This window comes from Stenotrophomonas sp. TWI1149, from assembly GCF_039673155.1.
Classification (GTDB): domain Bacteria; phylum Pseudomonadota; class Gammaproteobacteria; order Xanthomonadales; family Xanthomonadaceae; genus Stenotrophomonas; species Stenotrophomonas maltophilia_AA.
On record NZ_JBDJLB010000008.1, the window covers coordinates 176,887 to 189,096 of the forward strand.

The window sequence follows — 12,210 nt, forward strand, 5'->3', positions numbered from 1 at the left end:
GCTCTCCACGTCGGTGTGGGGGTGGCAGGGAAACAGCGACATCAGGGCGACCGCCGCGGCGGCACAGCCGATTCTTGCGGTCATGCGGGCGCCGCGGTAGTGACATTCGGCACGGAGCGGGGACGGGCTCATCCCAGGCTGCGTGCAGTGTTGATGATGTTGATGCCATCGAAGCGCGTGGTCGACGAGCCGTGCGAGACCGCCGAGACCTGGCCCGGCTGGCCCTTGCCATCGAAGAACGAGCCGCCGAAGCGGAAATCGCGCTCGTCGCAGATCGCGCTGCAGGCATTCCAGAACTCCGGCGTGCGGATCTGGTAGGCGGCATCCTCGACCATGCCGGTGATCTCACCGTTCTTGATCTGGTAGTACAGCTGGCCGCCGAACTGCGCGTTGAAGCGCTGCTGGTCGATCGAGTAGGAGCCACGGCCATGGATGTAGATGCCGTTCTCCACGTTCCTGATCATGTCGGCCACGCTGAGCGGCGTCCTGCCCGGCGCCAGCGAGACGTTGGCCATGCGCTGGAACTGCACGCTGGACCACGAATCGGCGTAGCTGCAGCCGTGCGATTCCTTCTCGCCCAGAATGTGCACCTCATCGCGGGTGGCCTGGTAGTTGACCAGGATGCCGTCCTTGACCAGGTCCCAGCGCTTGGTCTTGACGCCTTCATCGTCGTAGCCCACCGCGCCCAGGCTGCCCGGCGCGGTCTTGTCGGCGAAGAAGTTGACGATGTCGCTGCCCCAGCGGAAGCCCGCATCACGCTTGTCCAGCGTGGCGAAGCTGGTGCCGGCGTAGTTGGCTTCGTAGCCGAGCACGCGGTCCAGCTCCAGCGGATGGCCGACGTTCTCGTGGATGGTCAGGAACAGGTTGGACGGGTCCAGCACCAGGTCGTACTTGCCCGGCTTGACCGATGGCGCCTTGAGTTTTTCGCGGGCCTGGCGGGCCGCGGCGATGGCATCTTCGACCGGGTCGTAGGAATCGCGGTAAGCGACCACGCCGCCCGGCAGCGCAATCTTGCCGCGCGCGTCGCCGTCGAGGAATTCGTAGCCCATGCCCATCGGCGAGGACAGCCCGGCGCGGGTGCGGAACTTGCCGCTGGCCTTGTCGATCGCGGTGGCGGTGAACGGCAGCCAGATCCGGTGCACGTCCTGGTCGATGAAGGAGCCATCGCTGGAGGCGAAGAACTTCTGCTCGTTGACCAGGAACAGCGTGGAGTTGATGAAGTCGGCACCGGCATTGAGCGCGGCCGCGTTCAGCGACAGCAGCATGTCGACCTTGTCCTTGATCGGCACCGCCATCGCGTTCGTGCGGATCGGCGTCTTCCAGCTCACATCACCCACCCCGGTGACCGGGGCCAGCTGCACCGGGCGGGTCTGGATGCCGGCGTTGGCGCGGGCAATCGCTGCGGCCTGTACCACCGTGGCCAGCACTGCGGCCGGCGTCTGCTGGTGCGTGGCCGCGAAGCCCCAGGCACCGTTGACGATCACGCGGATGCCGATGCCCGAGGATTCGCTGTTGGTGACGTTCTGGACGTTGCTCTCGCGGGTGATGATCGCCTGGTTGAGGTAACGCCCGATGCGCACGTCGCAGTAACTGGCGCCGGCCCGCTTGGCGGCGGCGAGCGCGGCCTCGGCCAGTGCCTTGCGCCGGCCGACATCGCCCGGTTCGAGCAGCTGCTCGGCGGCGATCAGCCGGCCGTGCGGCAGTACCAGGCCAGCCAGGCCCATTCCAGACAGCGCTAGGAACTCACGACGTTGCACAGCTCACATCCCCCAAGGACGGCCGACGGCACGGAGGCGGCCGGCGTTGGACAAGTCTTCGACTTTCGGTGCCAGCGCACAGTGGCACAAGTGACTGCGGTCATGGTTGGATGGAGATCGATTCCCTGCCGGTGTGACATTCCGATGAGCCAGATACGCTGGTCCGAGGCCTGCGAGCGCAACCGCGCGCCGATCCTGGCGGTGCTGCAGCGCCACTTCGCCGACCGCCGCCGGGTGCTGGAGATCGGCAGCGGCACCGGACAGCATGCCGAACACTTCGCCGGCGCGCTGCCGCACCTGCAGTGGCAGGCCAGCGACCATCCGGATCATCTGCCCGGGATCGCCGCGCGGCTGCAGGCCGCCGGCCTGTCCAACACGCCCGCCCCGTGGCCGCTGCAGGCGGTGCTGTGGCCCGCGCCCGGGCTCGGCCCGCTGCCGGCCGTCGCGCTGGCGTTCGATGCGGTGTTCAGCGCGAACACCCTGCACATCATGAGCTGGGCGCACGTCCAGGCGCTGTTCGCCGGACTGCCCGCGGTCATGGCCGATGACGCCGTGCTGGCGATCTACGGGCCCTTCAATCACCACGGCGCCTTCAGCAGCGACAGCAACCGCCAGTTCGATGCGTGGCTGAAGGCGCGGGATCCGGCCTCGGGCATCCGCGACGCCGAGGCGGTGGATGCGCTGGCCGCCGGGGTGGGCCTGGTGTTGGTCGAAGACGTGGCGATGCCGGCCAACAACCGCCTGCGGGTCTGGCGCCGCGGCCGCTAGCGCCGACCGCCGGTCGGCGGCGCTTGGTGCCGGGCCCGCGCTGCGGTTAGGATCAGGAGGGGAGGTTGTTGTGACAACCTGGGGGAGTTTGCATGGCAGTTGCAAGACAGATGCTGGCCGGCGTGATGCTGGCCATGGGGGCTTGTGTGTTCAACGTGTCGGCGCAATCGCTGCCGGCGGTGCAGGAGTTCTACTTCGACAACGACGCGGCCGCCACGCCGATGGTGGCGGTGACGGGCAGCAGTGCCGACCTGGTCGACCAGTTGATGAAGCAGCGCGAACGCGGCCGCAAGACGCTGGAGGCGACCGTGCAGCTGGCCGGCGTGGCGATCGCGCAGGGGCGGCCGGAACTGGGGCGCAGCCTGTACGAACAGGCCACCTCGACGACCGCCGTCAGCTCGATGCAGGCGCGTTCGGTGCGCTGGAACTACGGCTGGGACCTGTTCCGCATGGGCGATACCGAGGCCGCGCTGGCGCAGTGGACGACGGCCCAGAACGGGCTGCGCGGCAACCCGTCGTGGGTGCCGCCCACGTACGCGCTCGCGCTGTGGACACTGGGCCGCAGGAGCGATGCGGTGCAGTGGTATGCCGCCGCGGTGCGCACCGAGCCGCAGCAGTGGAGCGGGACGGACCGCTACGCCGCCCTGCTGCCGGGCTGGCGCGACAGCGAACGCAGCACGCTGGCCGAAATCCAGCAGGCGTGGGCCGAGAAACCGCCGGCCTGGCCGTGATCGGGCGTCCCTGCCCGCGCGGGCGGGCAGGGACTGTCGGTCGCGCGGGGCGCCGGCACGTCGACCAAGGTCGGGGCGTAGACCGCAGGCGCGTGGGCTAGGCTGTCGCGATGGCTTTCGATGCATTCGCGCTCATCCTGACCATGCTCGGCCTGGGCATGGCGTTCTCGCGCCTGCGCGCGCTGCCGGACAACACCGCCGATGTGCTCAACCGCATCGTGCTGTACGTGTGCCTGCCGGCGGCGGTGCTGATCTACGTCCCGCGGCTGCACCTGGATGCCAGCCTGATCGGACTGGTGGCCACGCCGTGGCTGCTGATGCTCGCCACCCTGGTCCTGGTCAGCCTGGCCACGCGCGCGTTCGGCTTCGCCCGCGACGTGCACGCGGTGCTGCTGATCTGCGTGGCGCTGGCCAATTCCAGTTTCATCGGCTACCCGATGGTGCGCGCGCTGCTCGGCGACCACGCCCTGCCGTATGCGGTGGTCTACGACCAGTTCGGCACCTTCGTGCTGCTGTCGACCTTCGGCCTGTACGTGATCGCACGCTACAGCGGCGATACCCCGCCCACCGCCGCGCAGATCCTGCTGCGGATCGCGAAGTTCCCCCCGCTGTGGGCGCTGCTGTTCGCGTTGAGCCTGATGCCCGAGCAGCCACCGGCCTGGATCGGCACCGGGCTGAAGCAGCTGGCCGATGCGATGCTGCCGCTGGTGATGCTGGCGGTGGGCTTCTCGATCCAGCTGCGGCTGCCCCTGGATGAACTCAAGCCGCTCGGCATCGGCCTGCTGCTCAAGCTGCTGGTGATGCCGGCGCTGGCGCTGCCGATCTCCTGGGCCTTCGGGCTGCAGGGCACGATGCTGCAGGCCAATGTGCTCGAATCGGCGATGCCGACCATGATCACCGCCGCCGCGCTGGCGATGTCCCACCGGCTCGCCCCGCGCCTGGCCGCCGCGCTGGTCGGCTACGGCATCCTGCTGTCGCTGGTGACGCTGCCGGCGTGGGTGTGGGTGCTGCACCAGCTGGCGGGATGAGGCGCGGGCGTCACTCGTCCGCGCTGACCGTGCGCCCCCGGGCCCAGTCGCGCAGTGCGGTGACCTGTTCGGCCATCAACACCGACAACGGCCGGCTGCCGCGGATTTCCTGCATCAACAGCCCGGTATCCAGCGCCCGGGATTCGGCATGCGCGGCGTACAGCCCGGAGACCACGGCCTGTTCGATCTCCGCGCCGGAGAAGCCCTCCGCCGCGGCCGCCAGCGCCGGCAGGGCGAAGTCGTCGGCGTTGAGCTGGCGCTTGCCCAGGTGCAGCCGCAGCAGCTCGACCCGGGTGTTGGGATCGGGCAGGTCGACGAAGAAGATCTCATCGAAGCGGCCCTTGCGCAGCAGCTCGGCCGGCAGCTCGTGCACCTGGTTGGCGGTGGCGACGATGAACACCGTGCTCTTGCGCTCGGCCAGCCAGGTCAGCAGGTGGCCCAGCACGCGGCGGGAGACGCCGCCATCCTCGCCGCCACTGGCCAGGCCCTTCTCGATCTCGTCGATCCACAACACGCAGGGCGCCAGCTGCTCGGCCGAGGCCAGCGCCTCGCGCAGGTTCTTCTCGGTCTCGCCGTGGAACTTGTCGTACAGGCTGCCGAAGTCCAGCCGCAGCAGCGGCACGCCGAAACCGGCAGCGGTCGCCTTGGCCAGCATCGACTTGCCACAGCCCTGCACGCCGAGCAGCAGCATGCCCTTCGGCGGATCCAGGCCGGCCGGGCCGGCACCGCCGAGGAACACCGGGCGGCGCTGGTTGACCCAGCGCTTGAGCCGGTTGGCGCCGGCCACGTCGGCAAAGCGGGTGGTGTCGTATTCGTAGTGCAGGTGCCCGGCGCGGTTGAGCAGCTCGAACTTGAGCCGGGCCAGCTGCGGCAGGTCGTCCTGGCTGAGCGCGCCGTCGGCGAAGATCAGCTGCCGGGCGATCCGCCGGGCATCGACCAGGCTCAGCCCGCGCAGGTTGTGCAGGATTTTCTGGACCGCCTCGTTGTCCACCTCCACGCGCCGTCCGCCGTTCTCGCGGGCATAGGCTTCGGCTTCCTCGCGCAGCATCTTCAGCAGCGCGTTGAGGTCGGGCAGGCGCGGGTTGAAGCGGGTGGCGAGCGCTTCCAGCTCGGCCGGGAGCTCGACCTTGGCCCCGATCAGCACCAGCACGTGCGCCTCGCAGTGCCGCCGCTGGATCAGGTCGCGCAGCGCGCGCTGATGGCTGGCATACCCCAGGTAGGGATGGAAATCGAGCAGCAGGTAGATGCCGCGCTGCTCGGCCTGCCGGATCATCTGCAGCGCCGCGCTGGCATCCGGCGGGCCGACCGGGTCGTCCTCGCGGTCCATGTCGATCCGGCGCAGGCCTTCGGTGATCGACCAGCGGTGCAGGGCACGCCAGACATGCATGAGGGTCTGCCGGAACAGCTCCACCACCCGGCCCTCATCCTGGGTCTCGATGATGATCAGCGGGGTGTTGGCGCGGATCAGCGCGCTGAGGTCCTGTAGTTCGCTCATGCTGGCGGTCAGTCCATTGGAACCATCCACGATAGCAAAGCCACGGCCGTCGGTTCGGGTTCAGCGCTGCGACTATCTCCGTCACAGGCGCCGGTGTAGGCTGCGGAAACGTTCCCCGGAAGCGAGGCTTGCATGAAGACGATCCTGGTGGCCGGTTCCAAGGGCGGGGTGGGCAAGACCACCGTTGCCACCCACCTGGCCGCGCATTCGGCATTGCAGGGCAGACCGACCGTGCTGGCCGATGCCGATCCACAGGGCTCCAGTACCCGTTGGGCACAACGGCGCTCGGTCCTGGAAAGCGCCGTGCTGCCGATCGACGTGTACCGCAAAAAGAGCTGGGAACGACTGATTCCCGACGGCACCGAGGAGGTCATCATCGATGCCCCGGCCGGTGCAATGGCCGACGATATTCCGCATTTCCTTGACGTTGCCGATGCCGTGGTGGTGCCGGTATTGCCTTCGGCGCTGGACATCGAGGCCATCGTCGGCTTCCTCAACAGCCTGTCGCGCGTCCCCCGCGTGCACAACCGCAGCCTGCCGGTCGGCCTGGTGCTCAACCGCACCAAACCCTGGACGCAGACCTCGCAACAGGCGATACAGATGTTGGCCGATTGGCCGTATGAGGTCGTCGCGCAGTTGCGCGACAGCCAGAGCTATGTGGTGATGGTCGGGCTGGGACGGAGTCTGTTCGACTACCGCTCGGCCCAGGTGCGCGAGCACCAGAGTGACTGGGAGCCGCTGTTGAAGTGGCTGAAGAAAGCCTGACACGAGAGATCCCATGCGAGAACTGATACTGCTGCGTCACGCCCATGCCGAAACCGCCAGCACCGGCCAGGCCGATCTGGACCGCCCGCTGTCGCCGGTCGGTCTGGCCGAAGCCGAGGCCGCCGGCCGCTGGCTCAAGGAAAACAACCTGCTGCCCGACTGCGTGCTCTGCTCGCCGTCACGGCGGACCCGCGAAACCCTGGAGGCCGTACTGGGCATCACCGGCTTCGTCGAGAAGCGGCTGGAGGATGCCGTCTACGACGCCACCCCGGGCACCCTGATGGGGTTGATCGATGCGCGCCGCGATGTGGACCGCCTGCTGGTGGTGGGCCACAACCCCGGCCTGGAACAACTGGTGGCCCTGATGAGCGAGGGCACCAGCAGCGACTACCGCGGCATGCCGCCGGGCGGGATCGCGGTATTGGCCTTCGACCGCGAGGCTGCCATCGAGCCCGGCGTGGCCAGCCTGACCGCCTTCTGGTGGCCGTAAGCAGTGTGGGCAGTCCGCGCGGCGTGGTTCGGGCTGCTGTTGATGGCAGGGGCGGTGCATGCCGCCCCGCCGTCGTCGGTACCAGCGCCGACCAGCCATGCCCTGGCCTTCGATACGGCCAGCTCGCGCTTCGGATTTGAGATCCGGACGCGGCTGGGGCAGCGCATGGAGGGGGTATTCCCCCGCTTCGAAGGCAACATCGAGGTGCTCTCCGACGGTCGCCACCAGGTGCACCTGCGGATGTTCACCCGCTATGTCGAGATCCCCGGCAAGCCCCGCTACACCGGCTGGATGCGGGGCGAGGAGTTCTTCGACTCGGCCCGCTACCCGGTGGTCGAGTTCGACTCGCTGCCGTACTGGCCCGAGGTGGTCGACAAGGGCGGCAGCATCGAGGGCCGCCTGATCCTGCGCGGGGTCAGCCACCCGGAGACCCTGCGGGTCGAACCGCCGGCGTGTGCCCGGGCCGGGTATGATTGCGATGTGGTCAGCCGCGGTACCGTCCAGCGTGGCCGGTATGGGATGGACAGCTGGCAGCTTGCCCTGAGTGATCGAGTGACCTTTGTATTGCGTGCGCGTCTGAGCGAGGCGCCGAAACCGTGAACCCATTGCTGCGTCTGTTGGTGCTGGCAACGCTGTTGCTGGGCAGCGGCTGTGCCTCGCTGTCCAACGCCGAGCGCGACCGCGCGGCCGGCATCGCCGTGCAGGCGCGCTCGACCGTGGTCGACTGCGACCAGCCGGACCGCTGCGCGTTGGATTCACCGCTGCGCGCCCTGGGCGGCCGCGCGTTCGCCGAATCCCGGCCGGACCAGCCGCGGCATTACGCCACCATCCTGGACGAGGGCGAGGTCTCCCTGGTCGCGCGGCTGAACCTGATCCGCAGCGCCACCCGCAGCATCGACCTGCAGACCTACATCTTCGACAAGGACGACAGCGCCCGGCTGGTGCTGGACGAACTGCAGGCGGCCGCCCGACGCGGGGTCAAGGTACGGGTGCTGATCGACCAGCTCTCGGCGATCTCCGATCTGGAGATTCTCGGCGCCCTCTCCGGCAGCCATGCCAACTTCGCGCTGCGGGTCTACAACCCGACCTTCGGCAAGGCCCGCCTGAACTACTTCGATTACGCCGCCAGCGTGGTGTGCTGCTTCCGCCGCTTCAACCAGCGCATGCACAACAAGCTGCTGGTGGTGGACGATGCACTCGGCGTGGTCGGCGGACGCAACTACCAGGACGACTATTACGACTGGGACAGCGAATACAACTTCCGCGACCGCGATGTGATCGTGGCCGGCCCAGAGGTACGCGAGATGGCCGCCAACTTCGATGCGTTCTGGCGCGCGCCGCGCAGCGTGCCGGCCGAGCGCCTCAACGATGTCGGGCGCACACTGCTCCGCCAGGGCGTCCCGGCGATGCCGCCGGCCGACTTCCGGCGGCCGGAGCGGGTCGAGCGGGTCAGCGAAGAGGCCGACGATCCCGATTTCGTGCGCCGCACGTTCGTGGATACCGCCCTGCCGGTGGCCTCGGTGCAGTACGTCGCCGATCTGCCGCGCAAGCATCGCCGCGAACGCGCCAGCCAGCCGGCCAACGGCCAGCACGTGACCGAGCCGCAGCTGGACGCGCTGATCGCCAGCGCGCAGTCCGAAGTGCTGCTGCAGACGCCGTATCTGGTGTTGTCCAAGCCGGCGCAGCGCCTGTTCCGCGACCTGCGCAAGCGCGAGCACGCACCGCGCGTGGTGGTGTCGACCAACAGTCTGGCTGCCACCGACAACCCGATCGTCTACGCGCTGTCCTACAAGTACAAACGCCGCAATCTGCGCGAGCTTGCCTTCAACATCTACGAGTTCAAGCCGTTCCCGCTGGACGCGCCGGTGGATTACCGCAATCTGCTGCCCGCCCCGCTGGGAACCGAGGTGCCGGCGTCGCAGGGCAAGCGCAGCAGCCTGCTCGGCGGCAGCGCGGCCGGCAGCAATGCGCGCGGCAGCGGTACTGCCGATGGTCGCCGCGGCCGTGATGCCGGCAGCGATGCGGACAGTGCCAGCGACGCCCGCGTCACGCGCCAGCCCACGCCGGGTCCGTCCGCGCGTCGGCGCACCGATGGCAGCGTGGTCGAGCGCCGCGTGCTGCGAGCCGAAACCCGGCCCTCGTTCCTGGGCACCAAGGCGGTCAACAAACCGCTGCCAGTCACCCGCAAGGGCGCGCGCATGGGCCTGCATGCCAAGTCGATGGTGGTGGATCGCCGCATCGGCGTGATCGGCACGCACAACTTCGATCCGCGCAGCGAGAACTACAACACCGAAGGCGCGGTGATCATCGATGACCCCGTGTTCGCCGAAGCGCTGGCGCAGAGCATCCTGCGTGACATCCATCCGCAGAACTCCTGGGTGGTCGCGCCGCGGGCCAAGCCGCCGGTGCTGTCCGGCCTGAACTACAGTGTCGGCAAGGCCTCCGAAGCGCTGCCGGTGCTCGATTTCTGGCCGTGGCGCTACGCCACCGATTACGAATTCCAGCCGGGGCCCGAGTGCCCGGACCCGCTCAAGCGGCAGGACCCGGCCTTCCACACCTGCTATGTGGCGGTCGGGGACTTCCCCGAGGTCAACGTCGGGCCGAAGTGGCTGCTGGTGCGCATGCTCACCGCCTTCGGCGCCGGGCTGGTCCCGATTCTGTAAGTCTGCAACCCCACGGAGAAGCTGCATGTCCCAGGTATTCCGCGATGCGGTGTCGATCGAAGCCCTCAACGATCTCGGCCGCAACACGCTCATCGAGCATCTGGGCATCACGTTCACCGCCGCCGGCGAGGACTGGATCAGCGCGACCATGCCGGTCGACCCGCGTACCCGCCAGCCGTACGGCATCCTGCACGGTGGCGCCTCGGTGGTGCTGGCGGAAACCCTCGGCAGCAGCGCCGGCAATCTGTGCGTGGATACCGCGCAGCAGGTCTGCGTGGGGCTGGAGATCAACGCCAACCACATCCGCGCCGTGCGCGCCGGCACCGTCACCGGCACCGCGCGTGCGGTGCATGTCGGGCGCAGCACCCAGGTCTGGGACATCCGCATCGAGGACGAGGCCGGCAAGCTGGTCTGCACCTCGCGGCTGACCCTGGCGGTGGTGCCGGCCGTGCGCCCGGGTTGATCGCGCACATGGCACGGATGCTGTGTTGCGCGACCCACGACAGTGCGCCGGCGCATGTCGGACGGCCGTTGTGCCGCCGCTGGCCGTTGGCTTGATCGCTTGCGGCGGCTGGCGTGCGCACGCCATCGATTTGTCCGGATTCCGCTGGCAGAGCCTGCGGCGCTCGGGTATCGTTCGCGGATGAATTCCCCCACTCCGGCCTCACGTGGCGGCGTGGCGCGTGTGTGCCGTTACCTGTACCGCGTACCGCTGCTGCTGGTCCACCTGTTGCTGTTCCTGCCGATGCTGCTGATCGCCATGCTGCCGCTGTGGGCGCGCGTGCGCGTGGGCGAGCGCACGCTCGAGCATGCGGCGGTGAACGTCTGGTCGGCCGGCCTGATGTGGATCTTCGGGTTCCGCCTGCACCGGATCGGCACACCGCTGCCGGGTGCGGTGCTGTTCGTGGCCAACCACGTGAGCTGGGTCGACATCTCGATGCTGCACAGCCAGCGCATGATGGGCTTCGTGGCCAAGCAGGAGATCGCCGGCTGGCCGGTGGTCGGGTGGCTGGCCGCGCGCGGGCAGACCATTTTCCACCAGCGCGGCAGCACTGAATCGCTGGGCGGCGTGATGCAGGAAATGGTCGTGCGCCTGCGCGAGGGCAAGGCCGTGGGTGTGTTCCCGGAAGGGCGTACCCGTGGCGGCCACGACGTGGGCCCGTTCCATGCGCGCATTTTCCAGGCCGCGGTCGAGACCCAGGTGCCGATCCAGCCGGTGGCGTTGCGCTATGGCTGGCGCGGTGATGCGCAGACCATTGTCGCCTTCGGCCCGAAAGAGAGCTTTTTCGCCAACTTCCTGCGTCTGCTGGGGGAGCCGGCACGGCGGGCCGAGGTGCACTTCCTCGCGCCCATTGATACCCATGATCTGGAAGGCCGTCGCCGCATCGCGGAAACCTCGCGTGCGCGCATCCTGGCGGCCATGTCCGCCGAGTAAGCCGGCGGTGTTCCTTCACGCGCCAGCGTCGCAGCCGGGAGCAGGCTCGCGCCCATGTTGACCGCTGCCGACTATCAACCGCCGCGTTGGCTGCGCAATCCGCACCTGCAGTCGATGCTCAGCTCCAGCCGGATGCGCATGCAGCGCGGCCTGGTGCTGCTTGCGGCCACCGGCGCGCACACCGACGAACTCATCCTCGATGGTGGCGAAGGCGTCCGCCTGCAGGGCTGGCACAGCTATATCCAGGGACGCCAGCCGATCGGCATGGCGCTGCTGCTGCATGGCTGGGAAGGCAGCGCCGAATCCAGCTACATGCGCATGACCGCCGCGCGGCTGCTGGAGGAGGGCTATGACGTGGTCCGGCTGAACTTCCGCGACCACGGCAACACCCATCACCTCAATCCCGGCATCTTCCACTCCAACCGCATCGATGAAGTGGTGCAGGCCGCCGGCGACATCGCCCGCCGCTGGCCGGAGCTGCCCCTGGTCGCGGCCGGCTACTCGCTGGGGGGCAACTTCGTGCTGCGCCTGGCACTGCGCGCGCCCTCGGCCGGCGTGCCGCTGCGCCGCGTGGCCTCGGTCTGCCCGGTGCTGGACCCGGCGATCACGATGGAGAGCATCGAGAACGGCCCGGCGATGTACGACTGGTACTTCCGGCGCAAGTGGGCCGGCTCGCTGCGCCGCAAGCGCGATCTGTTCCCCGAGCTGAGCGACTGGGACGACCGCGTGCTGAAGCTGGACATCCGCGCGCTGACCGCCTGGCTGGTCGAGCACCACACCGAGTTCGGCTCGCTGCAGGCCTACTTCGACGGGTACTCGATCGCCGGCGACCGGCTGGCCGGGCTGCAGGTGCCGGCCGACATCCTGATGGCGCAGGACGACCCGGTCATCCCCTTCGCCACCTTCAACGGCTGGCGCCTGCCGGCCCATGCCCACCTGGAAATCGCCCCCTGGGGCGGCCACTGCGGCTTCCTGGAGAACTGGCGCGGCGATGGCTTCTCGGAGCGCTGGGTGGCCCAGCGACTGCGGATCGAGGCGAATACGCCCGCCTGAGCGGCCGCCCAGGCCGGCCGGCCCC

The 12,210-nt window shown here is 68.8% G+C and carries 12 protein-coding genes; 10 read left to right on the plus strand and 2 right to left on the minus strand.

Features of this window, described 5'->3' with window-relative positions; translation table 11 throughout:
- Positions 1 to 128: 128 nt before the first annotated feature.
- Complete coding sequence (locus ABE424_RS11185; protein WP_346491470.1) at positions 129 to 1,757, minus strand: TldD/PmbA family protein; 1,629 nt, start codon at positions 1,755 to 1,757, stop codon at positions 129 to 131.
- A 144-nt stretch (positions 1,758 to 1,901) separates the two neighbouring features.
- On the opposite strand from ABE424_RS11185, the gene ABE424_RS11190 reads away from it, so the two are divergent.
- The 3 genes from ABE424_RS11190 to ABE424_RS11200 all read left to right on the plus strand — a co-directional run bounded on the left by ABE424_RS11190 (position 1,902) and on the right by ABE424_RS11200 (position 4,284).
- Positions 1,902 to 2,525: a DUF938 domain-containing protein gene (locus ABE424_RS11190; RefSeq protein WP_346491471.1), complete on the plus strand. Its 624-nt coding sequence runs from the start codon at positions 1,902 to 1,904 to the stop codon at positions 2,523 to 2,525.
- A 92-nt stretch (positions 2,526 to 2,617) separates the two neighbouring features.
- Positions 2,618 to 3,256, plus strand: coding sequence for a tetratricopeptide repeat protein (locus tag ABE424_RS11195; RefSeq protein ID WP_346479612.1), 639 nt, complete (start codon positions 2,618 to 2,620; stop codon positions 3,254 to 3,256).
- A gap of 110 nt (positions 3,257 to 3,366) precedes the next feature.
- Positions 3,367 to 4,284, plus strand: a complete 918-nt coding sequence (locus ABE424_RS11200) for an AEC family transporter (protein WP_346491472.1) — start codon at positions 3,367 to 3,369, stop codon at positions 4,282 to 4,284.
- Between the two features lie 10 nt (positions 4,285 to 4,294).
- On the opposite strand, the gene ABE424_RS11205 is transcribed toward ABE424_RS11200, so the two are convergent.
- Positions 4,295 to 5,779 (minus strand): AAA family ATPase, encoded by a 1,485-nt coding sequence (locus ABE424_RS11205; protein WP_346479614.1) that lies wholly within the window; start codon positions 5,777 to 5,779, stop codon positions 4,295 to 4,297.
- A gap of 132 nt (positions 5,780 to 5,911) precedes the next feature.
- Between ABE424_RS11205 and ABE424_RS11210 the strand changes: the two genes are divergently transcribed.
- From ABE424_RS11210 to ABE424_RS11240, 7 genes are all read left to right on the plus strand, one after another.
- Positions 5,912 to 6,544, plus strand: a complete 633-nt coding sequence (locus tag ABE424_RS11210) for a ParA family protein (protein ID WP_176990258.1) — start codon at positions 5,912 to 5,914, stop codon at positions 6,542 to 6,544.
- A gap of 13 nt (positions 6,545 to 6,557) precedes the next feature.
- A complete protein-coding gene (locus tag ABE424_RS11215; RefSeq protein ID WP_176990257.1) occupies positions 6,558 to 7,034 on the plus strand; it encodes a histidine phosphatase family protein in 477 nt (158 codons plus the stop codon).
- 42 nt (positions 7,035 to 7,076) lie between these two features.
- Positions 7,077 to 7,634, plus strand: a complete 558-nt coding sequence (locus tag ABE424_RS11220) for a YceI family protein (protein WP_346479631.1) — start codon at positions 7,077 to 7,079, stop codon at positions 7,632 to 7,634.
- Positions 7,631 to 9,697, plus strand: coding sequence for a phospholipase D family protein (locus ABE424_RS11225; protein ID WP_346491473.1), 2,067 nt, complete (start codon positions 7,631 to 7,633; stop codon positions 9,695 to 9,697). Before ABE424_RS11220 ends, ABE424_RS11225 begins: the two co-directional genes overlap by 4 nt.
- 25 nt (positions 9,698 to 9,722) lie before the next feature.
- Positions 9,723 to 10,160, plus strand: coding sequence for a hotdog fold thioesterase (locus ABE424_RS11230; RefSeq protein ID WP_346491474.1), 438 nt, complete (start codon positions 9,723 to 9,725; stop codon positions 10,158 to 10,160).
- A gap of 180 nt (positions 10,161 to 10,340) precedes the next feature.
- Positions 10,341 to 11,132, plus strand: a complete 792-nt coding sequence (locus ABE424_RS11235; protein WP_179460572.1) for a lysophospholipid acyltransferase family protein — start codon at positions 10,341 to 10,343, stop codon at positions 11,130 to 11,132.
- A 57-nt stretch (positions 11,133 to 11,189) separates the two neighbouring features.
- Positions 11,190 to 12,185 (plus strand): alpha/beta fold hydrolase, encoded by a 996-nt coding sequence (locus ABE424_RS11240; protein WP_176990310.1) that lies wholly within the window; start codon positions 11,190 to 11,192, stop codon positions 12,183 to 12,185.
- Positions 12,186 to 12,210 lie beyond the last annotated feature (25 nt).

Coding starts and splice junctions, on each gene's coding strand:
- ABE424_RS11215 (WP_176990257.1), top strand. CDS start 6,558: ATGCGAGAACTGATACTGCTGCGTCACGCCCATGCCGAAACCGCCAGC.
- ABE424_RS11220 (WP_346479631.1), top strand. CDS start 7,077: ATGGCAGGGGCGGTGCATGCCGCCCCGCCGTCGTCGGTACCAGCGCCG.
- ABE424_RS11235 (WP_179460572.1), top strand. CDS start 10,341: ATGAATTCCCCCACTCCGGCCTCACGTGGCGGCGTGGCGCGTGTGTGC.
- ABE424_RS11200 (WP_346491472.1), top strand. CDS start 3,367: ATGGCTTTCGATGCATTCGCGCTCATCCTGACCATGCTCGGCCTGGGC.
- ABE424_RS11205 (WP_346479614.1), bottom strand. CDS start 5,779: ATGAGCGAACTACAGGACCTCAGCGCGCTGATCCGCGCCAACACCCCG.
- ABE424_RS11195 (WP_346479612.1), top strand. CDS start 2,618: ATGGCAGTTGCAAGACAGATGCTGGCCGGCGTGATGCTGGCCATGGGG.
- ABE424_RS11210 (WP_176990258.1), top strand. CDS start 5,912: ATGAAGACGATCCTGGTGGCCGGTTCCAAGGGCGGGGTGGGCAAGACC.
- ABE424_RS11190 (WP_346491471.1), top strand. CDS start 1,902: ATGAGCCAGATACGCTGGTCCGAGGCCTGCGAGCGCAACCGCGCGCCG.
- ABE424_RS11230 (WP_346491474.1), top strand. CDS start 9,723: ATGTCCCAGGTATTCCGCGATGCGGTGTCGATCGAAGCCCTCAACGAT.